Here is a 20,276-nt window from a genome sequence, read left to right as displayed (position 1 = left end):
TCGTCATGGTCCTGCCGGGGCGGGCTGGGCGGCCCGCCCCGGCAGGGTCGTCGTCTGGTCGGGCGTTACTCGATCGCCGCGGTCACGTCGTCGACGAGCTTCTGCCACGTCGCCTGCGGGTCTTCGCCGTTGATGATCGCGGCCTCGGCCACGCCCCAGAACTGCCAGACCGCGCCCATCGCCGGGATCGCCGGCATCGGGACCGCGTCGGCGCCGACGGCCTGGAAGCCGGCGATGATCGGGTCGGACGCCGCGGTGTCCGCGGCAGCCGTCAGGGCCGGGAGCACGTTGCCCGCCTTGAACAGCTCCAGCTGCACGTCTTCCGTGCCGAGGTAGTTGACGAGGAAGTCGTTGGCGGCGACCTTGTTCTTCGACTCCGCGCTCACGAAGAAGCCCTTGACGCCGGCGAACGGCGAGGCCGTCTCCCCCGTCGGGCTCGGGATCGGGTCGATCTCGACGTTGATGCCGGCCTCGGTGGCCGCCCCCACGTTCCACGGACCGGTCAGCCAGAAGGCGGCGGTGCCGTCGAGGAACTGCTGCTTGGCGATCTCGCCGTCGATGTCGGTGTTCAGCGTGCCGGCCGCGCCCTGCACACCCAGCCAGTCGGCGAAGGCGAAGCCGCCCTCGCTGCCGAGCTGAAGGTCGGTCGGGTCGTAGCTGCCGCTGTCGTCGGTGCCGAAGACCGGAGCACCGAACGCGGTCTGGAACGGGTACAGGTGGTAGGGGTTTCCCTCGGCGCCCTGCTCCACGACGAACGTGCCCTTCGAGACCATGTCGTCGAAGCTCGTCGCGGGCTCCGGGACGAGGTCGGCGTTGCGCAGCACGGCGATGTTCTCGACCGCGTACGGAAGCATGTAGACGGTGCCTTCATAGGTCGCTGCCTGCAGGGCGACGGGGAGGTAGTCCTCGGAGCTGTCGCCGAGTTCGATCGGAGCGACGACACCGTTGGTCGAGAGCTCGCCGAGCCAGTCGTGAGCGCCCATGACCACGTCCGGACCCTTGCCGGTCGGGACCTGCTGGATGAAGTCGTCCTTCATGTCGTCGACGGACTTCCCCACCAGCTTGACCGTGACACCGGTCTTCTCCTGGTACGCGTCCGCTGCGCCCTGCAGCGCATCGACCCGCTCGGCGTCGACCCAGACCGTCAGCGTGCCGCCGCTGTCCTCACCGGAGGAAGAGTCGTCGCCGCCGGATCCGGTCGAGCAGCCGGCGAGCGTCAGAGCCGAAACGATGGCGATGGCGCCCGCGGCGACCATGCCCCTCTTGTTCACCTTCATTGGTGTGTGCCTCTCTCAGTGCTGAGCGCCTGCAAGACTGCAAGCGCTTACAGTATGCATCGTTTTCAAACATGATCACAATCCGCGAAAGCGTTGATATCAACCCGTGATCGGCCCGGAGCGAGGCGCGAGGCATGAAAACGCTTCCATGTCGCCGACGGTGAAAGCGTCAGCGCGCGGCGTCACCGCCAGTACGGTGCGGCGCATCGCGGAGGACGCGATCGATCGAGCCGCGTTCGACGGCGTCGACGGAGTCGAGGCGCCGGGGCGGCGCTCTCTCCCGCGGAGCCGCGCCGGCGGGACTTTCCGGACACCCGCGGATACAGTTGAGTCATGGCTGACAGTTCCTTTGACATCGTCTCGAAAGTGGATCGCCAGGAGGCCGAGAACGCCCTGAACCAGGCGCGCAAAGAGGTGGAGCAGCGCTACGACTTCAAGGGGACCGGCGCTTCGATCGCCTGGAGCGGCGAGCAGATCCTCATCACCGCGAACACGGAGGAGCGCGCGAACGCCGTCCTCGACGTGTTCCAGTCCAAGCTGATCAAGCGCGGGATCTCGCTGAAGAGCCTCGACTCGGGTGAGCCCTTCGCCAGCGGCAAGGAGTTCCGCATCGTGTCGAGCCTCAAGGACGGCATCTCGTCCGAGAACGCGAAGAAGATCGGCAAGATCATCCGCGATGAGGGCCCGAAGGGTGTGAAGAGCCAGATCCAGGGCGACGAGCTGCGCGTGCAGTCCAAGAGCCGCGACGATCTTCAGTCCGTGATCGCGCTCCTCAAGGGCAGCGACCTCGACATCGATCTGCAGTTCATCAACTACCGCTGACGCCGCGCGCGTCGGCGACCAGGGCTCGGGAGTCACCCCGAGCCCTTTCTTTTCCCCGGCCAACGCATACCGAGATATCGGTGTTCTTCGTCGAGACTGGAAGCGGTCGTGACTCGTCACGGCTCCGACGCCATCCCCGCCCGACACCCGATCGCCGCGTGGATGCGCTTCGAGGTTGTCGGCCGGGTCAGGGGAAGGAGCGGCACGGGCCTCCGAAGCTCGCGTCGGCCCCGGGGCCTGCCAGCGTCGCACGCCGATCGGTCCTGGGGTTCATGACAAGCCTCCCCGTCCGCTGCGCGCCCCCACGCGGATCGACCCCCCGAGGAGGCGTGACGGCAATCCTGCGACCGCCGCTCCTCCCATCGCCCGGGGAGAGGACGGAGGTCGCAGACGAAAAGGACGACGGGGGCTGGGCCATGGCGCAGATCAAGCCGAAGGGCATCGGAGAGAGCAAGCAGCTGCTGGCGGACGAGGTGTTCCGCCACATCGGGCGCCTCATCACGGACGGAGAGTTCGCCGAAGGCGACCGCATCCGAGACATCGACGTGGCGGACGAGCTCCACGTCTCGCGCACCCCGGTTCGCGAAGCGCTGCAACGGCTGGAGCGGTTGGGCCTGGTGACCATGTACCCGAGCAGGTACACGGAGGTGACGATGGTCACCCCGCAGATCGTGGCCGATTCACGGGAGTTCGCCGGATATCAGGGCGGCATCGCAGCGCGGATGGCGGTGCCGCGTCTCAGCGCCGTGCAGCGCGAGCGTGCGCTCGAGCTCATCGAACGCCTGCAGGACTCCCTCGCCGACGGCGCCTCCACGGCACGGGCACGCTGGGCCGTCTTCGCATACCTCGCCGACCACAGCGGAAACCGTCAGCACCGGATGCTCATCGACGACGTCGCCGTCGCGGTCACCCGGAATCTGCGCGGATGGGTGGTGCGCCCGGGCGACCGCGACCGCATGCGAGAGGTCTACGCGGACTTCGCCGAGGCGGTGCGCGCCGGCGACGGCGACGAAGCGGAACGTCTCGCTCGCGCGATGTACTACGTATGAGCCGCGCGCCAACCCAGGACCCAGCGGTGCAGGCGGCGGTAGGCGTCCTCTCTGGCCTCGTGCCGGGACAGGAAGACGTCGTGCAGGGCGCCATCGATCCGTTCGACCGTCACCGTGGAGCCCAACCGCAGGGCCGCGCGGGCGATGTCGTCGACGACGAGCACGGAGTCGGCGGAGGTCAACTCCTCCGACCACCGCGTCGGGGGCACGAACCGCGCCGACAGCAGCACGCACACGGGCGCCTCGATGCCCAGACCGGCCGCGACGGTCTTGTGCCCGGACAGGATCGCGTTGAGCCATCCGGCGTACACGGCCATCGTCTGCACCGGACGCCACGCGGTGTTGACCTCCATCGGGTCGTCGGGGTCGGCCACCTCCTGCTGCGCCCGCGTGTAGTAGCCGAGGTCGATCTGCGGCGCGACGTCGAGCGGGCGGATGCGCGCCTGGAACTCCACCATCGGAGCGATGGCGGCGCGTACGGGAGCGAACTGGAACTCCAGCCATGGGCTGTTCAGGACGAGGGCATCAGCCGCGCCGGGATGCCGCGACGCCCACAGGCTCAGGGTCAAGCCGCCGGTCGAGTGTCCGAACAGGACCAGACGCCGCCCGCTGTGCTCGCCGCCCTCGCCCCGTCCCATCGCGTCCAGGGCCGCCGCGATGTCCTCGTCGTAGGTGGAGAGGTCGGTGATGTAGCCGGGGGTCTGCCCCTCGCGCAGACTGCGCCCGTACTTGCGCAGGTCGAGGGCGAAGAAGCGGGCGCCGCGGGCGGTCCAGAACCGCGCCAAGCGCTTCTGGAAGAAGTAGTCCGACCATCCGTGGACGTAGAGGACGTCCACGTCCTCCAGCAGCGGGCGACGGCGGCGGGCACGTTCCCACCACGGGACGGGAGCCGGAAGGGCGCGGACGAGCGTCGCGACCACCGGACCCTGCTCGTCGCTGCCGAGGTCGAGGGTGAGCTGGGTGAACTCGTCACCGAGCACATCCGGGATCCACTCGGCCATGCGTCCTCCCCCTCGCGCCCAGGCTAGCCCACCGCGGTCATTCGCCGCCGGGACGGGTGACGGCGAAATCGTCCGCGATGGTGGCGGCGATCGGTGCAAGGTCGTCGATGCCGGAGCCGTCGAACGTCGTCAGGCGCAGCCAGTCCCCGCCGACGCGCAGGTCGAGCACCGGCCGGCCGAGCTCATCGACACCGGTGAGGGCGGCATCCGCCCCCGCCACCTCGATCTCGTCTTCTCCCTCGAGCGCGTCGAACGCCCAGGCGCCGCCGGGCAGGCTCGTGAGGGTGACGTAGCCCTGCGCCGCGTACTCGTCCTCTGCCGACGCGTAATAGCAGATCCGCGACCCGTTGCGCTCCTGATAGACCTCGGCGGGGATCGACCAGCCGCCGAAGGCGTCGACCACATGCACCTCGGTGCCGATCTGCTCGCCGAGCTCGGCGGCCGTCAGGAACCGCGTGCAGTCCACTCCGGCGACGGCGCTCTCCGGCGCCTCCACGGTGCGCAGCGACGCGACGGCGGACGCGGCCAGTCCGCGGAGCGCGTCCTCCAGCGCCGTCGTGTCGTCGGGCCCGAGTTCGGGATCGACGACAGTCGCCGTCACCAGCACCTCGCCGTCGATGAGCTGGAAGAAGCAGTACCCGCCGCCCTCGCACCGGGCCTCCTCCCCGGAGAACCCGCCTCGCGACTCCGCGCCGGTGGTGATCTCCGTGGCGTCGGGGAGGATCGTGACCTCCCAATTGCGCTCCGCTGTCCCGGCCGAGCAGGCGATCCCGCCCGCCCGCTGGAACATGTGCTGCGCAGGTCCGGGGTACCAGCTCGGTGACGACCACACGCCGAGAACCTCGGCCACCTCGCTGCCGGCCCCGCCGTTGACACTCGGCATCGCTGCCGCGACATCGGCGCAATCCACGTCGAAGGCCGGGGTCGGCGCGTCCGCCGGCACGCCCGTCGGCGCGGGCGTGCCCGCCGCCGTCGGCGTTCCCGTCGGCTTCCCCTCCGGCTCGGGCGCACAGCCGGACAGCAGGAGCACGGCCACGGCGCCGAGGGCCAGGAGTGCACGAGGTCGCATGACCTCAGCCTAGAGCGGGCAGGACCCGGCGCCCGGGAGCACGCCCCGGCGCCGGGAAGACGTCACTCGCCGCGGGAGACGCGCACCATCTCCTCGCGCGGGACGACCTTCACGCGCGCCCGCTCCTGCGGCGCGCCGAGGCCGATCTCGTGCTCGTCGAGACGGTGCCAGCCCTCGAGGTCGGTCCAGGCCACGCCGCGCTCGGCGAGCAGCGCCGGGATGGCTTCCTCGGACGGGTCCTCGGGATGCCACCACGAGCCCTGGTCGTTGATGAGATGACGGACGGTCTCCATGGCGTCGGACTTCGTGTGGCCGATGAGGCCGACCGGGCCGCGCTTGATCCAGCCGGTCGCGTACACGCCGGGGACGCGGTCGTTGGAGTCCTTCGCGAGCACCTGGCCCTCGTGGTTCGGGATGACGCCGTGCTTCTTGTCGAAGGGGACGCCGGGCAGCGGCGAGCCGAAGTACCCGATCGCGCGGTACAGCGCCTGCACGGGCACCTCGCGCAGCTCTCCGGTGCCGACCGCACCGCCCTGGCCGTCCGGCTGGGTGCGCTCGTACACGAGAGCCGCGACGCGGCCGTTCTCGTCGGTGCGGACCTCGACCGGGCGCGCCCAGAAGTGCAGGTGCAGACGGCGCGAGGCGGCGCCGCCGGCATTGTTGACGGAGTCGCGCTTGCGCCACGACTGCAGGATGCGGTCGATGACCATGACCTGCTTGTTGCTCGCGACCGCGTCCTTCGAGGCCTCGTCGTAGTCGAAGTCCTCGTCGTAGACGACCATGTCGACGTCGCGCAGCTCCCCCAGCTCGCGGAGCTCCAGCGGCGTGAACTTCACCTGGGCCGGGCCGCGGCGGCCGAACACGTGCACGTCCGTGACGGCGCTCGCCTTGAGTCCCTCGTACACGTTCTCGGGGACCTCGGTGACGAGGAGGTCCTCCGCATGCTTCGCGAGCATGCGGGAGACGTCGAGGGCGACGTTGCCGTTGCCGAGGACCGCCACCGAGGCGGCGTCCAGCGGCCATTCACGCGGCACGTCGGGGTGTCCGTCGAACCAGCTCACGTAGTCGGCGGCGCCGTAGGAGCCCACCGCGTCGATGCCGGGGATGTCCAGCGACGTGTCACGGATCGCCCCGGTGGCGAAGATGACCGCGTTGTAGTGCTTCTTGAGGTCGTCGAGCGTGATGTCCTCGCCGAACCGGACGTTGCCGAAGAGGCGGATGTCGCCACGGTCGAGCACGTCGCGCAGAGCGGTGATGATGCCCTTGATGCGGGGGTGGTCGGGGGCGACGCCGTACCGGACGAGGCCGTACGGGGCCGGGAGCTGCTCGAACAGGTCGATGGACACGTCGAACTTGCGCTCGGCCTTCAACAGGATGTCCGCGGCGTAGATGCCCGCGGGGCCGGCGCCGACGATGGCCAGTCTCAGCTTGGTCATGGAGGTCCTTTCGTGTGCCGTCGCGGCGGACACCCGGGCACGCGGCCCGTGCGCGGTGTCAGCTGGAGCGCTCGGCGAGGGTCTCGGCGAATCGGGTGAGCGCTTCGCGCACGGTGCCGCGCGGAAGGGCGGTGAGGGCGTCGATCGCCTCCTGCGTCCACGCGTGGGCGAGCTCGAGGGTCTTCTGGGTGACGGCGTGGTCGCGGAGCTCATCCAGCGGTCCGTCGAGGATGGCGGGGTCGGCGCCGTCGGCGATGAGCGCCACGCCGTCGTCGATGCGGGCGGCGAGATCCGCGGCCCCCGCATCCCCCTCCGCCTTGAGCAGCAGGTACGGCATCGTCGGTACGCCGGCGCGCAGGTCGGTGCCCGGAACCTTGCCGGTCTCCTCGGGCTTGGCGGACAGGTCGATCACGTCGTCGAGGAGCTGGAAGGCCACGCCGATCTTCTCGCCGTAGACGCGCAGCGGCTCCTCGTATTCCGCGGGCGCGTTCGAGAAGATCACGCCGCCCTGGGTCGCAGCCGCGATGAGGGAACCGGTCTTGTCTGCGAGGACCTGGATGTAGAACGCGATCGGGTCGTCGTCCGGCTGCGGGCCGAGGGTCTCGTGCATCTGCCCGAGGACGAGGCGCTCGAACGTGTCGGCCTGAAGGCGGATGGCCCGCTCGCCGAGGCGCGACATGAGCTGGCTGGCCCGCGAGAAGAGGATGTCGCCGGTGAGGATGGCGATGTTGTTGCCCCACACCGTCTGCGCCGCGGGGACGCCGCGGCGGCGGTCGGCGCCGTCCATGACGTCGTCATGGTAGAGCGAACCGAGGTGCGTGATCTCCAGCGCCTTCGCGACGTCGATCACCTCTCGGGTGTTGCCGTCGCCGAGCTGGGCCGCGAGCAGTGTGAGCACGGGGCGGATGCGCTTGCCACCGGCCTCGTAGAGGTAGCGGCTGGCGGCGTCGGCGAGTGGGTCGGCAACGCGGACGTCATCCGCGAGCCCGGTCTCCACCAGCTCCAGTCCATCCTCGATGGTGCGGGCGATGCGACGCGCGGCGGGGCCGATGAAGACGCGATCGCTGAAGCCGAGACGGCTCGCCAGTCGCGATCCCGGGGCGCTGGGGCTCGAAGTCACGCTCCCAGCCTACCTGCGCCGGGTGCTGCCGTTCGCGCCCGGGTCACGCGGGCTTGCGGGCCCGGTGCAGGGCCACGATGCCGAAGGTGAGGTTGCGGTAGGCGACGTCCTGCCAGCCGGCCTCCCTGATCCATTCGGACAGCCGCTTCTGGTCGGGCCAGTCGCGGATCGACTCGTTCAGATAGTCGTAGGCATCGCCGTTCGTGCCGGCGACGCGAGCCACGCGCGGGAGCACCTGTGCGTTGTAGAACCGGTAGGCCCCGCGGAACAGCTTCCCCGGCGGGGTGGAGAACTCGTTGATGACGAGGCGGCCGCCGGGCTTGGTCACCCGGTAGAGCTCGCGCAGCGCCTTCTTCGGGTCGTTCACGTTCCGCAGCGCGTAGGACATCGTCACCGCATCGAACTCGTCATCCGCGAACGGCAGGGCCGTCGCGTCCGCCTGCACGAAGGAGAGGTTCCGCATCGCGCCGTGGCGACGCTGCCCCTCCGCGAGCATGCCGGGCGAGAAGTCCGCCGCGACGACCTGCGCGCCGCTGCGGGCGAGGGAGGCGGAGGAGGAGGCCGTGCCCGCGCCGAGATCGAGGATGCGCTCCCCCGGCTTCGGGGCGACCGCGCGGGTGGTCGCGGCCCGCCACAGCGCATCGTTGCCGAACGTCATCGCGGTGTTCGTGCGGTCGTACCCGGCGGCGACCTGGTCGAACATGCCGCTGACGCGGGCGGGGTCCTTGCCGAGATCGGCGCGGTTCTTGTCGTTCGCGGTCACGCGTCCAGTCTAGGCGCGAGCTCCAGCGCTTCCAGCCGGTCCAGCCAGGGATCAGCTGTGGCGTCGTCGAAGGGTGCCGTGCGCTCCCTCACCCTCGTCTCCAGGTCGAGCGCCAACTCTTCCAGGTGCCGCATGACGGTGGCCGGGTAGCCGTAGTGGGCACTGTGCTCCGCCCACTCGTCGCGGTCGTCGACCCAGGTGCCGCGCTCGCCCTCCACCCGCACGACGTCGAGGTCCATGTCGATGCCGGTGGCGATCAGCGGGTCCTCCGACCACCGCACGTCCCACCCGAGGTCGATGTAGACCCGCATCCCCCGGGGGTGCCGGCGATTGACGGTGAGCGCGAAGTCGGCGGTCGGCGGCACGAGGGTGACGTTCGGCGTGGCCGCGTGGAACTCCGCGCCCGGGCGTGCGCTGTGCCAGCCGGCGGGCTGCCCCACCCAGTCGCCCCAGCGGTCGGCACCGAGGTACACGCACTCGTGGCGCCAGTGCGGCGACCCGTCCCACTTGCGCCACTGGAAGATCATCTCGGCACCGGCTGCGGGACGCGCATCGCTCATCCGCCCACCCTACGTCCGCGGAATAGGCTGGAGCCGTGCCGCACACCCCCCTGGTCGTGGAGACCCGAGAGATCGACCCGGTCGAAGACCTCCTCTCCTTCGCCGACCCCGCCCACCCGCTCGCCTGGTTCCGCCGGGGTGACGGGATCGTGGCGGTGGGCGAGCCGTTCGCCGAGCTCCGTCCGCCGGCCGAAGACGGACGCACCCGCGGCGAAGCCCTCGCGGCACTCTGGCAGGGCCTCTCGGCGGAGGCCGACGTCACCGACCCGCTGCGGCTGCCGGGAACCGGGCTCGTCGCGTTCGGGGCCTTCACCTTCGACGAGGACTCGCACGCCGACAGCGTGCTCACGATCCCGTCACGGATCCTCGGCCGCCACGGCGACCGCTTCTGGGAGACCCACATCCGCCGCTCCGACGACGAGCGAGCCATCGGTGCCGTCGAGCCCGCCGAGTACGGCCCGCACTGGGCCGGCACGGTCGGCCCTGGTGCCCAGAGTCCGCAGGGCTATCAGGACGCCGTGCGGGGTGCGCTGGACCGCATCGCGGACGGCGAGCTCAGCAAGGTCGTCCTCGCCCGCGATCTTCAGGGCACCATTCCGGCGGGCTCGGACCTGCGGCGGCTGGTCAGGGCGCTGGCGACCGGCTATCCGGACACCTGGGTCTTCGCCGTCGACGGACTCATCGGCGCGAGCCCGGAGACCCTCGTCACGGTGCAGGACAGGACGGTGACCGCGCGCGTGCTCGCCGGCACGATCGGACGCGGGGCCGACGCCGACGCGGACACCGCGGCATCCGCGCACCTCGCCTCCAGCACCAAGGACCTCGACGAGCACCAGTACGCGGTCCAGAGCGTGCTCGCGTCCCTCCGCCCGTACGCCAGGGCCCTGGCGGCGAGCGAGCAGCCGTTCCTCCTCAAGCTGCCCAACCTCTTCCACCTCGCGACCGATGTGGAAGGTGAGCTGGAGAACGGCCGCTCGGCCCTCGACCTCGTGCGCGCCCTGCACCCGACCGCGGCTGTCGCCGGCACTCCGACACCCACGGCCATCGCCGCCATCCGGGACCTCGAGCCGTTCGACCGCGGGCGGTACGCCGGACCGGTCGGCTGGGTCGACGCGGACGGCAACGGCGAGTGGGCCATCGCCCTGCGCTGCGCGCAGTTCACCGCGACCGACGACGCGATCGCGGTCACCGCGTACGCCGGGGCGGGGATCGTCGCCGGATCGGATCCGGAGAGCGAGCTCCTCGAGACGCGCGTGAAGTTCCGCCCGCTCGTCGACGCGCTGGCCTGAGTTCCGAGGCGGTCAGCTCGCGGCCAGGCGCTTCTTCTCGGCCTCGACGTCGAACGTGGCGACGGGCCACTGCGGGTCGATGTCCTCGAGGGCGGCGAGCAGCAGCTCCTGCACGGCCAGCCGCGCGTACCACTTCGCGTTCGCCGGCACGACATACCAGGGCGCGGCCTCGGTCGACGTCCGGTCGAAGACGGTCTGATACGCCTCCATGTACTGCGGCCACAGCATCCGCTCGTCGACGTCGCCCGGGTTGTACTTCCAGTGCTTGTCCGGGCGTTCCAGGCGCTCCATGAGCCGCGCCTTCTGCTCCTCCGGTGAGATGTGCAACATGACTTTCACGATGCGGACCCCGGAGGCCGCGACCCGCTCCTCGAACGCGTTGATCGCGTCGTAGCGCCGCTCGATCTCGGCGGGGTCGGCGAGCTGCCGCACCCGTCCGATGAGCACGTCCTCGTAGTGCGAGCGGTCGAAGACGCCGATGAATCCGGGCTCCGGCAGCCGCTTCTCGACGCGCCACAGGAAGTCGTGCTGCCGCTCCTCGTCGGTCGGCGCCTTGAACGCGGCGAGCGCGACGCCCTGCGGGTCGACGCCTCCGACCACGTGCCGGACGATGCCGCCCTTGCCCGCGGAGTCCATCGCCTGCAGGACGAGCAGCACCGCGTCCTGCGCCGTGCCCACTCGGCTTTCGGCGAACAGCCGCTCCTGCAGCTCGTTCAGACGTTCGAGGCCCGCGTCGAGATCGGTGACCCCGCGAGCCTTTCCGTGGTCATAGCCGGGCTTGCTTTCCGGGTCGACGTCGGCGAGGCGGAAGCCGGGCCGCACCCGCAGGTTCTGCGTCCAGGTGTGCGCGTTCATACGCACATGATGCCAGTCACCGCGGCAGCGGCACCTCGATGATCTGGCGACCGCCACGCGGCGTCGTCAGCGCCTGGTCGAGGGCGGTCCGTGTGGTGACCCGCTGATACTCCCAGCCGTACGCGAGGGCGAGGTGCTCGAGGCGCACCCCGTGCGGCGTGTAGAACATGCGATCGAGGTGTGCCGTGGGCGCGGCGCCCGCGACCTCCAGGCCGTCGAAGATCGTGCCTCCCCCATCGTTGCCGACGATGACCTGGAGGCGCGGCTCCGTCTCGTCGCTGGGGAACAGCAGCGCACCGACGTCGTGGAGGAACGCGAGGTCGCCGAGCAGCACACGGGTGACGCCCGGTGCTCCTGCCGCCTGGCTCGCGACGGCGATGCCCGTGGCGGTGGCGATCGTGCCGTCGATCCCGGCGAGGCCGCGGTTGGCGTGCACGGGGACCTTCTTGCCGCCGAGCACCTCGTCGGCGACGCGGACGAGCCGCGACGACCCGAAGACGAGACGGTCGTGCGGCCAGGTGGCCCGCCACACCGCATCCACGAGGCGTTCCCGATCGAGCGGGCGACGTACGGCGTCGAGCTCCGCGCGCACGGCGTCACGGCGCGCGGCGAAGTCGGTGGAAGACAGGCCTTCGGTGTCCGGGGCGTTCTCGCTGAGATCCACGGCCTCGTCGGCCGAGGCCCGCATCCACGCGCCGAGCCACTCCCGGTCGGTCTCCCCCGGGGCGACCGTGACGGCCGCGACGGCGCGCGTGCGGTGATTGAGGTTCAGCTCCTCGCCGCCCTTCCGGACCGCGATCACCTCCACGTCCGGGCGGGACAGCAGGCGCGCGGCCTCGCGGCTGAGCGTCGGGTGGCCGAGCACGACCGCCCGCTCGATACGTCCGCCGAGGTCGTCGCGGGACAGCAACGGGCGGTACCCGTGCACCATCTGCCGTCCGAACCGGGCACCGCTGACGATCTCGGCGACGAGCGGCCATCCGCCCGCGTGGGCGATCTCCTCGGCGTCCGCGCCGGCATCCGCGCCCGCGAGGACCACCGTGCGCGGCCCGCGCTCCAGCGGGAACGCCTCCCCCTCCGCTGCGCGCGGCGCCTCCCCCGGTGTCAGCGCCCGCACTGGCATCGCGCCGGAGAGCGGTTCCCGGGAGGGCAGGTTCAGGTGCACCGGTCCGGCGACGCCGGGAAGGCCGGACGGGGCATCCGCCGCGCCCAGCGCGACGGCGACGACGCGCGCGGCGAGGCCGTCCCACTCACCGTCCCCGGGGACGGGTGCGTCGAGCTGCGCGCGGACCCAGGGATGGAACAGACCGTCCTGGACGGTGGCCTGGTTCGCACCGACCCCGCGCAGCTCCGGAGGTCGATCCGCGGTGAGCAGCAGCAGCGGCACTCCGGAGTGGAACGCCTCCATCGTGGCGGGGAGGAGGTTCGCGACAGCCGTGCCGCTGGTGCACACGACCGCGACGGGGACGCGGGTCTCCCTGGCGATGCCCAGGGCGGTGAATCCGGCGACCCGCTCGTCGATGCGCACGTGCACGCGGAGCGCGCCCTCTTCGGCGAAGGCTGCGGCGGCGAGCGCGAGGGCCTGCGAGCGCGACCCCGGGCTGAGGACCACGTCGCGGACGCCGTGGGCGACGAGGTCGGCGAACAGGGAGGCCGCGGCCTCCATCGCCGGCGACGACGTCACGGGCGCGGATCCGCGGCGGGCGGCTCGTCGGTCTCCTCGTCGAGGCGGGCGAGCTCCTCCTCGAGACGACGGATCCGGGCGTCCTGCTCCGCCTTGCTGATGCTGCGGAGGAACGCGGGGTCGTCGTCGGGAGCGACGGTGCGCGGCACACCCTGGTCGTTCGCCCGGCGGCGGCCGATGACGAACCAGAGGATCCCGCCGATGACGGGGATGAGGACGACGATGGCCACCCAGGCGGCCTTGGGCACACCCCGGTGCCGCGTCGCCGGCTGCACGGCGCAGTCGACGATGCTGTACACCCAGAACACGGCGGCGAGGAAGCCGCCGATGATCAGTAGTCTCGCCACCCCTCCAGTCTAGGCATGTCGGGGCCGGTCAGGCCCGGGGGCGGCAAAGGCCCCCTTGCTAGACTGCGCGGGACATGCCGCCCCTCGCCTCCGTCCCGACGCCGCGAGCGCGCGCCGAGCGGATCCTGCGGAGCCGGATCATGATCGCCGTCGGCCTCGCGCTCCTCCTCGTCGTCGGCGCCTGGTCCGCCTCGCACGGCTCGGCGGATGCGCATGCCACCCTGTGCCTCGCCCCCGGCGTCTCGCAGCCCGTCGATGCCACGGCGACCGCCGGCCCCGTCGTCGAGACCGCATCGGCGGACCTCGCCGCCGACGCCGCGGCCTGCGCGATGGCGGCCCTCTGCTGCGTCGCGCTCGTCCTCCTCTTCCGGCGGCTGCGCACCCGCAGCGGTCGCCGTCTCCGCGGCCTGCTCCCCCGGGTGACCGCACCCCTCCGCGCCGGCCCCCGCCCGCTCCTCCCGACGGTCTCGCTCACCCAGCTCTCCATCTCCCGCACCTGATCCGACGCCGGCCCCGGCCGCCTCCGCGGCATCCCTCGTCGTATCCCCCGTGTTTGGAGACCCCATGAAGACCCCCGTCAAGGCGGCCCTGATCGCCCTCGCCGTCGCCGTCGTGCTGCTCGTCGCCGGCATCGTCTACGCCCTCAGCCAGCAGTCCGCGCAGCCCGATCCCGAGGCCGGCGAGAAGCTGCCCACCGTCCGTACCGACTCGCACGTGCTCGACGAGGGCGGCCCCGGCGCCGTCACCGTCGTCGAGTTCCTCGACTTCGAGTGCGAGGCCTGCGGCGCCTTCTACCCGATCGTGGAGGAGCTGCGCGCGACCTACGACGGGGACATCCGCTACGTCACCCGGTATTTCCCGCTGCCCGGGCACGTGAACTCGACCCAGGCAGCACTGGCCGCCGAGGCCGCCGCACAGCAGGGCCGCTATGAGGAGATGTTCCACCGCCTGTTCGAGACGCAGGCGCAGTGGGGCGAGCAGTCCGCGGAGACACCCGAAGTGTTCCGCGCCTTCGCCGCCGAACTCGGGCTGGACATGGCCGCCTACGACGCCGCGGTCGCGGATCCGGCGACCCTCGCCCGCGTGCAGCAGGACAAGCGCGACGGCGAACGCCTCGGCGTGACCAGCACGCCGACGTTCTTCGTCGACGGCGAGAAGGTCGAGCTCGTCGAGTGGAACGACCTGGAGGAGGCGATCGCGGAGGCTGTCGCCGAGTGATCCCCGCGGTGGGGTCGCCCGCGCGGCGGCCCCACCTCTACGCTGAGCGCATGACCTCGGAGCGTCCCTCGCCGGCCCGTCTCCTGCTCGGGGCGCTGCGAAGCACGCCGGCGACGCTGACGGTGATCGGGCTCGTCCTGCTCACGGGCGTGGTCTGGCAGGGGCTGTGGCGGCCGTTCGAGGACTCCGACCTCTTTCCCACCGTCGCCTACGGGCTGCCGAGCCTGGCCGAGGGCAAGTGGTGGACGCCGGTCACGGGGACGTTCTTCGTCAACGAGCCCTGGGTGTACCTCTTCACCATCGCCGGCTTCTGGGGCATGGGCTACCTGGAGCACCGCCGCGGCACCCGGGTCGCCCTCGCCTACTTCGCCGTCGGACAGCTCTTCGCGATCTTCGCGACCGCTCTGTTCTTGCTGCTGGTGTCGCAGCTGCCGTGGGCGTGGGCGCAGACTCAGGCCCAGGCGCTCGACGTCGGGGCGTCCGGCGGCACCATGGCGTGCATTGCCGCCGCCGTCGGACTGTTCCGTCCGCCGTGGCGGGTGCGGGCGTGGCTGGTGCTGCTCGGGTTCGTGTTCGTCGCGATGATGTTCTGGGGAAAGCTCGCCGATCTGGAGCACCTGTTCGCGGTGCTGCTCATCCTCTTCGTGGACCGCAGCCTCCGCGTGCGGCGCACGACCGTGCGGGAGCAGCGGCTGATCGCCGTGATGGCGGTGCTCGTCCTCGTCGCCATCGAGGTCATCACGGTCCTCGTGCCGACCGACGGCCCGTTCGGCCCCACGGACCCCGTCTCCGGTGGGTTCTTCGACACGGCGATCGACGTCGCGGTGATCCTGCTCATCGCGAACGGCCTGGGGCGCGGTCGCCGCTGGGCCTGGGTCGTCGCCGTCGTGCTCGGTCCCCTCAACGTGCTGGCCGCGACTCTCGTGCTCGTCCTCATCATCCTCACGAGCGAGGCGCAGCTCGAGACCGTGATCGACGCGGAGACCGAGCTCACGCTCGCCACGGGCGTGCTCTGGGCTTTGGTGCTCCTGTACTTGATCGCGGTGCGCCGGGCGTTCCGCGCGCGCCGCTCGACTGCGCTCGGCCGGCAGCCCGCGCCGGCGGTCGACGAGCTCCGCGACGCGCTGCACGCGCACGGCGGGGGGACCCTCTCCTGGATGACGACGTGGGAGGGGAACAGCTACGCCCGCGTGGACGGCGGGATCGTGGCGTATCAGCGCCGCAACGGCGTCGCCCTGGCCCTCGCCGACCCGATCGGCCCGGCGGAATCTCGCGCGGCGGCCGTGCGCGATTTCATCCGGACCGCAGAGGACGCCGGCCTCGTGCCGTGCTTCTTCAGTGCGGACGAGGCGACGAGGGCGGCGGTCCCGGAGACGTGGCGCAGCCTCGTCGTGGCCGACGACACGATCGTCGACCTCCCCGGCCTCACCTTCACGGGCAAGCGCTGGCAACCGGTGCGCACCTCCCTCAACCGGGCGGGGCGGGAGCAGATGACTTTCCGGCTCACCCACCTCGCCGCGGAGACCTGGGGCCTCCGGCAGCAGCTGCGTGCCATCTCCGAGGCGTGGGTCGGCGACAAGGACCTCCCGGAGATGCGATTCACTCTGGGAACCCTGGAGGAGGCGGAAGACCGCGAGGTGCGGCTGGCCCTCGCGATCGCGCCGAACGGCGACGTCGACGGCTTCCTCTCCTGGCTGCCCGTGTACGGGGAGGGCGGGGTGGTGCGCGGATGGACCCTCGACCTCATGCGACGCCACGAGGGCGGTTTCGGACCGGTGATGGAGTATCTGATCGGCGCCTCCGCGCAGCAGTTCTCCGAGGAGGGCGCGGAGTTCATGTCCCTCTCCGGTGCGCCGCTCGCGCACGACTACCCGCCGGACGCCGGCGTGATCGCCGCATTGAGCGAACGGCTCGCCGACGCGCTCGAGCCCGTGTACGGCTTCCGCTCGCTGCACCGGTTCAAGGAGAAGTTCCACCCCCGCTACGAGACCATGTACCTCCTCTTCCGCGACGAGAGCGACCTCACCCGCATCGGCGGAGCGCTCACCCGGGCCTTCCTCCCCGACGCCACGCTGCGGCAATTCGCCGGGGCGGGAGTGGAGCTCGTCCGCGGGGAGCGCTGACCCCCGCGGACCCTCGACGCTGCACCGGGCTCCTCGGCTCAGACCCGCGCTTCGGCCACCCCGACGGCGTCCTGCGCCCGCGGCTCACGCTTCGCCGTGTTCGCGATGTGCGCCCGTGCGACGACGAGTGCGGCGGCGACCATGATCCCGACGCCCAGCCAGTACGGCGCGGCATGGCTGACCGCGGTGTACAGGGCGGCCGCGATCAACGGGGCGATCGTACCCATCGCGGCGTTGAGGGACTGCGTGGCACCTCCGAGCCAGCCCTGCTCGTCGTCGCCGACGGCGTTGGACATCGCCCCGTCCATCGCAGCCTGCGCCGCGCCCTGACCGGCGGCGAGCAGGAGCGCGCCGACGATGAAGAGCCACGGCTGGGCGAGCAGCGAGGCCACGACCGCGAGACCGGCGAGACCGATCGCCTGTGCGGTGATGGCGCTGACGATCACGCCGCGCTCCCCCATCCTCGGCAGCAGGAAGCCGAGCAGCACCCCCTGGATGAGGATGTCGATGATGCCCACGCCTGCCGTGAGCAGGCCGATCTGCGTCGGCCCCCACTGGATGGCGTCGAGGGCCAGCACGCTGAAGTTGTTCACGAAGAAGCCGAACGGCAGCGCGAGCAGTGCGAACGCGATCATCAGCCCGCGGAGCTCGGGCCGACCGAACGCGGTACGGAACACGCCGAACGGCTGGACGTCGCGGAGAGCGGTCCGGGTGATGCGGTTCTCCGGCCGCAGGCTCTCCGGCAGCAGGAAGATGCTGAGGACCGCGATCGTGAGCCCGACCGCCGCGGTGAGGAACACGGGCAGGCGCAGATCGATCGCCGCGAGCAGGCCGCCGATGGCGGGGCCGATCATGGTGCCGACCCCGGTCAGCGCGCCGAGGAGCCCGAAACGCTGCGCCCGCTTCTCGGGCGGCGTGATGTCGGCGAGGTAGGCGAAAAGCGCGGGGAGGTCTCCCGCCGTCAGCCCTTGGATCACGCGGGCGAGCACGAGGACCCAGATCGCCCCGCCCATGCCGAACAGCGCCATGGAGAAGGCCGCGCCGAACGCCGCGACGATGATGACGGGTCGCCGCCCGAACCGGTCGGAGAGCCGCCCGAGGAGCGGTGCGGCGAGGAAGGCGCACAGGCCGTTGACCGCTTCCAGCACGCCGACCCAGAGCGCCAGGTCGTGCTCGTGGTCGACGTACTGCAGCACGACGAACGGCAGCACCGGCAGAACGACGGTCATGCCGATGACCGTGAGCATCGTCAGGACGACGAGCATGACCCAGGCGCGGCCGGCGCCGCGAACAGGGAGATAAGGTGAAGTCATACCGAAAGTGTAGCGATACCAGTTTTGGTGTCAATACAGTTTCTGGTCGAGTCCACGATAGGGTGGCCGCATGACGACGCCCCCACCCCCGGGCCGCCGCGAGCGCAAGAAGGCCGCGACCCGCAAGAACATCTCCGACGTGGCCACCCGGATGTTCCTGGAGCGCGGATTCGACAACGTGAGCATCCGTGAGGTCGCCGACGCCGCCGACGTCTCCCCCACCACCGTGTTCGCCCACTTCCCGCAGAAGGAGGCGCTCGTCTTCGACGAGGACGACGAGCAGCGCGATCGCCTCGTCTCGGCGGTGCGCGAGCGGCCGACCGGCGTGACGATCAATCGGGCCATCCACGACTTCTACGCGGCCGAGGTCGGCGCCAACCTCGACGAGCACGGCGACGACGTGGCCCGCGTCTTCCTGCGCTTCCTCAACGAGACGCCGGCGCTCCGCGACTACGCGTCGAAGATGTGGCTGCGCCATGAGGATGCGCTCGCCGCGGCCATCGCCGACGAGCTCGGCATCCCGACCCCCACCCCCGAGGTCCGGGTGTACGCGCGGTTCGTCCTGCAGATGCAGATCCTCGTCACCGAGAGCGACGACCAGCAGGAGGTGCTCGACGCCGGCTCCGCGCTCCTCGAGCACGGCTGGGCCCCGATCGAGGAGCGGCTCACCGGCTCGCCGAGCGCAGAGCGGCCGGCGGACGTCAGTCCTCGCGGGGGCGCCGTCGCAAGCTCTTGACGTCGGTGCGGCGGTGCTTCGCCGTCAGCCGCCGCTCCTTCGATCCCCGACTCGGCTTCGTCGCCCGCCGGGCCGGCGCCGGCGGACGCATCGCCTCCGCGACGAGCGCGGCGAGCCTCTCCCGCGCCGCTTCCCGATTGCGCAGCTGCGCGCGGTGCTCGGACGCGGCGATCGTCAGCACGCCGTCGACCAGTCGTCCGCGGAGCCGCTCCAGGATCCGGTCGCGCTGCGTCGATGACAAGGCCGCGGAGTGCGCCGCATCCCACACCAGCTCGACCCGGGAGTCGGTGGTGTTCACGCCCTGACCGCCGGGCCCCGACGATCGGGAGAACCGCCACGACAGTTCGGACTCCGGGATCGTCAGTCCCGCGGAGACCCGGAGTCCGGGGCGAGGGGCGGAAGGCATGCCTCCATCATCCGGGATGAGCGGCTGCGAGGAGCGAGTGGACGCGACGGCGGGAGTCGAACCCGCAACGCCTCCGGATATGAGCCGGGGCCCGGGACCGCCCGGATCGCCGCGATGGGGTCGACGTTACCCGGCCGTGATCATCCCCACCAGGACCGTTGCCTGGGATAACACTATGAGTCGCCGGATGACGCGGAGGGCGAGGCGTCGAGCGCTCGCAGGAGACGCTGCACCGCCTCGCGCAACTCCGACCGGTGCGGCTCCGGGAAGCTCGTCGTGTACTCGACACCCGCGGGGATCCAGAGCAGCCCGTACATCGCCTCGCGCCAGTCCGAACCGCCGACCGGCCAGCGCGTCCGCTGAGCGTCCTCTGCCGTCGCGCCCTGCGACCACGGTCCGAAACGCGCCTGCATCTCGGCGAGCGGCAGGTCCATCACGGCGTCCGTCTCGATCTTCTGCGGAGACCATGACGAGGCGATGAGGACCCGCTCCTCGATCTCCTCCTCGGTCAGAGGCCTCCGCGTGAAGAGCACCCGCGTGTGCTCCACCGCCGCGATCCGATCGACCCGGAACGTCCGCCAGTCGCCGCGGTCGAGATCCCAGCACAGCAGGAACCATCGGCGGCCGGCGGGCGCGAGGGCGTGCGGTTCGACCCGGCGCACGCTCTCTGTCCCCTCCCCGTCGACGTAGCGCAACCTCAGGCGTTCGGCGTCCCGCGTCGCCAAGGCGACCTCACCGATCACCACGGGCGAGACAGCGGGGGCGTCGCCGATGCGCGGCGGGCGCACGGAGGCCGCGAGCGCGTTCACACGCTGTCGCAGCGCCGACGGCAGGACCTGCTCGAGTTTGGCGAGCGCGGTGAGCGTGACCTCCGCGCCCCCGACGACCTGTTGCGTCGCGGCGACCCGCAGGCCGATGGCCATGGTCACGGCTTCGTCGTCGGTGAGCAGCAGTGGCGGGACGGCGCTCCCGGCTTCCAGCCGATACCCGCCGGCGGCTCCCGGTGACGACTCGACGCGATATCCGAGCTCGCGGAGCCGATCGACGTCGCGCCGGACGGTGCGCTCGGTGACGCCGAGGCGCGCGGCGAGCTCGGTTCCCGGCCAATGCCGATGCGTCTGCAGCAGGTTGAGCAGGGCGAGGGCTCGCGTGGTGGTGTCGCTCATGTTCGCCAGACTGCCAGATATCGCGGACAGGATCTGTCCTGG

General features: G+C 71.2%; 20 protein-coding genes and 1 tRNA gene. 7 read left to right on the top strand and 14 right to left on the bottom strand.

The features are described from left to right. Positions 1 to 65: 65 nt before the first annotated feature. Entirely contained in the window at positions 66 to 1,277 is a 1,212-nt protein-coding gene (locus CYL12_RS15705) for a sugar ABC transporter substrate-binding protein (protein ID WP_101848421.1), read from the bottom strand. A 333-nt stretch (positions 1,278 to 1,610) separates the two neighbouring features. Between CYL12_RS15705 and CYL12_RS15700 the strand changes: the two genes are divergently transcribed. Together CYL12_RS15700 and CYL12_RS15695 are read left to right on the top strand one after the other, a co-directional pair. Beyond that, positions 1,611 to 2,099, top strand: a complete 489-nt coding sequence (locus tag CYL12_RS15700; RefSeq protein WP_101848420.1) for a YajQ family cyclic di-GMP-binding protein — start codon at positions 1,611 to 1,613, stop codon at positions 2,097 to 2,099. 416 nt (positions 2,100 to 2,515) lie between these two features. Further along, the gene (locus CYL12_RS15695; protein ID WP_101848419.1) at positions 2,516 to 3,148 is read left to right on the top strand and encodes a GntR family transcriptional regulator; all 633 of its coding nucleotides are present in this window, start codon (positions 2,516 to 2,518) and stop codon (positions 3,146 to 3,148) included. On the opposite strand, the gene CYL12_RS15690 is transcribed toward CYL12_RS15695, so the two are convergent. From CYL12_RS15690 to CYL12_RS15665, 6 genes are all read right to left on the bottom strand, one after another. Beyond that, complete coding sequence (locus CYL12_RS15690) at positions 3,139 to 4,149, bottom strand: alpha/beta hydrolase (protein ID WP_101848418.1); 1,011 nt, start codon at positions 4,147 to 4,149, stop codon at positions 3,139 to 3,141. The two genes, CYL12_RS15695 and CYL12_RS15690, sit on opposite strands and share 10 nt — an antisense overlap. Positions 4,150 to 4,186: 37 nt before the next feature. Continuing rightward, positions 4,187 to 5,218: a hypothetical protein gene (locus CYL12_RS15685; protein WP_101848417.1), complete on the bottom strand. Its 1,032-nt coding sequence runs from the start codon at positions 5,216 to 5,218 to the stop codon at positions 4,187 to 4,189. A gap of 62 nt (positions 5,219 to 5,280) precedes the next feature. Then, the gene (locus CYL12_RS15680; RefSeq protein WP_101848416.1) at positions 5,281 to 6,654 is read right to left on the bottom strand and encodes an FAD-dependent oxidoreductase; all 1,374 of its coding nucleotides are present in this window, start codon (positions 6,652 to 6,654) and stop codon (positions 5,281 to 5,283) included. Positions 6,655 to 6,712: 58 nt separating this feature from the next. Continuing rightward, complete coding sequence (locus CYL12_RS15675; protein WP_101848415.1) at positions 6,713 to 7,774, bottom strand: polyprenyl synthetase family protein; 1,062 nt, start codon at positions 7,772 to 7,774, stop codon at positions 6,713 to 6,715. A gap of 43 nt (positions 7,775 to 7,817) precedes the next feature. Continuing rightward, the gene (locus CYL12_RS15670) at positions 7,818 to 8,537 is read right to left on the bottom strand and encodes a class I SAM-dependent methyltransferase (protein WP_101848414.1); all 720 of its coding nucleotides are present in this window, start codon (positions 8,535 to 8,537) and stop codon (positions 7,818 to 7,820) included. Next, on the bottom strand, positions 8,534 to 9,097 hold the full coding sequence (locus tag CYL12_RS15665) for a DUF402 domain-containing protein (RefSeq protein ID WP_101848413.1): 564 nt from the start codon (positions 9,095 to 9,097) through the stop codon (positions 8,534 to 8,536). The genes CYL12_RS15670 and CYL12_RS15665 overlap by 4 nt, the downstream gene beginning before the upstream one ends. A gap of 35 nt (positions 9,098 to 9,132) precedes the next feature. Here CYL12_RS15665 and CYL12_RS15660 point away from each other — a divergent pair, with 35 nt between their 5' ends. After that, on the top strand, positions 9,133 to 10,386 hold the full coding sequence (locus CYL12_RS15660; protein ID WP_101848412.1) for an isochorismate synthase: 1,254 nt from the start codon (positions 9,133 to 9,135) through the stop codon (positions 10,384 to 10,386). Positions 10,387 to 10,398: 12 nt separating this feature from the next. Here the strand turns inward: CYL12_RS15660 and CYL12_RS15655 are convergent, their stop codons facing one another. Genes CYL12_RS15655 through CYL12_RS15645 form a run of 3 tightly spaced genes read right to left on the bottom strand, consistent with a single transcriptional unit; the run spans position 10,399 to position 13,272 of the window. Next, on the bottom strand, positions 10,399 to 11,241 hold the full coding sequence (locus CYL12_RS15655) for a polyphosphate kinase 2 family protein (RefSeq protein WP_101848411.1): 843 nt from the start codon (positions 11,239 to 11,241) through the stop codon (positions 10,399 to 10,401). Between the two features lie 16 nt (positions 11,242 to 11,257). Continuing rightward, the gene (gene menD, locus CYL12_RS15650; protein WP_101848851.1) at positions 11,258 to 12,907 is read right to left on the bottom strand and encodes a 2-succinyl-5-enolpyruvyl-6-hydroxy-3-cyclohexene-1-carboxylic-acid synthase; all 1,650 of its coding nucleotides are present in this window, start codon (positions 12,905 to 12,907) and stop codon (positions 11,258 to 11,260) included. A gap of 14 nt (positions 12,908 to 12,921) precedes the next feature. Further along, positions 12,922 to 13,272 (bottom strand): PLD nuclease N-terminal domain-containing protein, encoded by a 351-nt coding sequence (locus tag CYL12_RS15645; protein WP_101848410.1) that lies wholly within the window; start codon positions 13,270 to 13,272, stop codon positions 12,922 to 12,924. Positions 13,273 to 13,346: 74 nt separating this feature from the next. Between CYL12_RS15645 and CYL12_RS15640 the strand changes: the two genes are divergently transcribed. The 3 genes from CYL12_RS15640 (at position 13,347) to CYL12_RS15630 (ending at position 16,613) form a co-directional block, all read left to right on the top strand. Next, positions 13,347 to 13,772 (top strand): hypothetical protein, encoded by a 426-nt coding sequence (locus CYL12_RS15640; RefSeq protein WP_101848409.1) that lies wholly within the window; start codon positions 13,347 to 13,349, stop codon positions 13,770 to 13,772. Between the two features lie 64 nt (positions 13,773 to 13,836). Further along, positions 13,837 to 14,490: a DsbA family protein gene (locus CYL12_RS15635; protein ID WP_101848408.1), complete on the top strand. Its 654-nt coding sequence runs from the start codon at positions 13,837 to 13,839 to the stop codon at positions 14,488 to 14,490. Positions 14,491 to 14,540: 50 nt separating this feature from the next. Beyond that, complete coding sequence (locus CYL12_RS15630; protein WP_101848850.1) at positions 14,541 to 16,613, top strand: bifunctional lysylphosphatidylglycerol flippase/synthetase MprF; 2,073 nt, start codon at positions 14,541 to 14,543, stop codon at positions 16,611 to 16,613. 38 nt (positions 16,614 to 16,651) lie between these two features. Here CYL12_RS15630 and CYL12_RS15625 read toward each other — a convergent pair whose 3' ends face one another. Beyond that, on the bottom strand, positions 16,652 to 17,926 hold the full coding sequence (locus CYL12_RS15625) for an MFS transporter (RefSeq protein ID WP_233486774.1): 1,275 nt from the start codon (positions 17,924 to 17,926) through the stop codon (positions 16,652 to 16,654). Positions 17,927 to 17,996: 70 nt separating this feature from the next. Between CYL12_RS15625 and CYL12_RS15620 the strand changes: the two genes are divergently transcribed. Next, positions 17,997 to 18,662: a TetR/AcrR family transcriptional regulator gene (locus CYL12_RS15620; RefSeq protein WP_101848406.1), complete on the top strand. Its 666-nt coding sequence runs from the start codon at positions 17,997 to 17,999 to the stop codon at positions 18,660 to 18,662. Here CYL12_RS15620 and arfB read toward each other — a convergent pair. The 3 genes from arfB to CYL12_RS15610 form a co-directional block, all read right to left on the bottom strand. Then, complete coding sequence (gene arfB / locus CYL12_RS15615; RefSeq protein ID WP_101848405.1) at positions 18,628 to 19,068, bottom strand: alternative ribosome rescue aminoacyl-tRNA hydrolase ArfB; 441 nt, start codon at positions 19,066 to 19,068, stop codon at positions 18,628 to 18,630. The two genes, CYL12_RS15620 and arfB, sit on opposite strands and share 35 nt — an antisense overlap. Before the next feature lie 38 nt (positions 19,069 to 19,106). Continuing rightward, a tRNA-Met gene (locus tag CYL12_RS17265) sits at positions 19,107 to 19,182 on the bottom strand. A gap of 59 nt (positions 19,183 to 19,241) precedes the next feature. Beyond that, positions 19,242 to 20,234, bottom strand: a complete 993-nt coding sequence (locus CYL12_RS15610; protein ID WP_101848404.1) for a helix-turn-helix transcriptional regulator — start codon at positions 20,232 to 20,234, stop codon at positions 19,242 to 19,244. Positions 20,235 to 20,276 lie beyond the last annotated feature (42 nt).

The organism is Zhihengliuella sp. ISTPL4, assembly GCF_002848265.1.
Taxonomy (GTDB): domain Bacteria; phylum Actinomycetota; class Actinomycetes; order Actinomycetales; family Microbacteriaceae; genus Microbacterium.
This window is presented reverse-complemented; position numbering and strand designations above follow the sequence as displayed.

Bases quoted from the DNA above. Each gene is read 5' to 3' on its own strand.
- CYL12_RS15705 (WP_101848421.1), bottom strand. From the start codon at position 1,277: ATGAAGGTGAACAAGAGGGGCATGGTCGCCGCGGGCGCCATCGCCATC.
- CYL12_RS15700 (WP_101848420.1), top strand. From the start codon at position 1,611: ATGGCTGACAGTTCCTTTGACATCGTCTCGAAAGTGGATCGCCAGGAG.
- CYL12_RS15695 (WP_101848419.1), top strand. From the start codon at position 2,516: ATGGCGCAGATCAAGCCGAAGGGCATCGGAGAGAGCAAGCAGCTGCTG.
- CYL12_RS15690 (WP_101848418.1), bottom strand. From the start codon at position 4,149: ATGGCCGAGTGGATCCCGGATGTGCTCGGTGACGAGTTCACCCAGCTC.
- CYL12_RS15685 (WP_101848417.1), bottom strand. From the start codon at position 5,218: ATGCGACCTCGTGCACTCCTGGCCCTCGGCGCCGTGGCCGTGCTCCTG.
- CYL12_RS15680 (WP_101848416.1), bottom strand. From the start codon at position 6,654: ATGACCAAGCTGAGACTGGCCATCGTCGGCGCCGGCCCCGCGGGCATC.
- CYL12_RS15665 (WP_101848413.1), bottom strand. From the start codon at position 9,097: ATGAGCGATGCGCGTCCCGCAGCCGGTGCCGAGATGATCTTCCAGTGG.
- CYL12_RS15655 (WP_101848411.1), bottom strand. From the start codon at position 11,241: ATGAACGCGCACACCTGGACGCAGAACCTGCGGGTGCGGCCCGGCTTC.
- menD (WP_101848851.1), bottom strand. From the start codon at position 12,907: ATGGAGGCCGCGGCCTCCCTGTTCGCCGACCTCGTCGCCCACGGCGTC.
- CYL12_RS15640 (WP_101848409.1), top strand. From the start codon at position 13,347: ATGCCGCCCCTCGCCTCCGTCCCGACGCCGCGAGCGCGCGCCGAGCGG.
- CYL12_RS15635 (WP_101848408.1), top strand. From the start codon at position 13,837: ATGAAGACCCCCGTCAAGGCGGCCCTGATCGCCCTCGCCGTCGCCGTC.
- CYL12_RS15630 (WP_101848850.1), top strand. From the start codon at position 14,541: ATGACCTCGGAGCGTCCCTCGCCGGCCCGTCTCCTGCTCGGGGCGCTG.
- CYL12_RS15625 (WP_233486774.1), bottom strand. From the start codon at position 17,926: ATGACTTCACCTTATCTCCCTGTTCGCGGCGCCGGCCGCGCCTGGGTC.
- CYL12_RS15620 (WP_101848406.1), top strand. From the start codon at position 17,997: ATGACGACGCCCCCACCCCCGGGCCGCCGCGAGCGCAAGAAGGCCGCG.
- arfB (WP_101848405.1), bottom strand. From the start codon at position 19,068: ATGCCTTCCGCCCCTCGCCCCGGACTCCGGGTCTCCGCGGGACTGACG.
- CYL12_RS15610 (WP_101848404.1), bottom strand. From the start codon at position 20,234: ATGAGCGACACCACCACGCGAGCCCTCGCCCTGCTCAACCTGCTGCAG.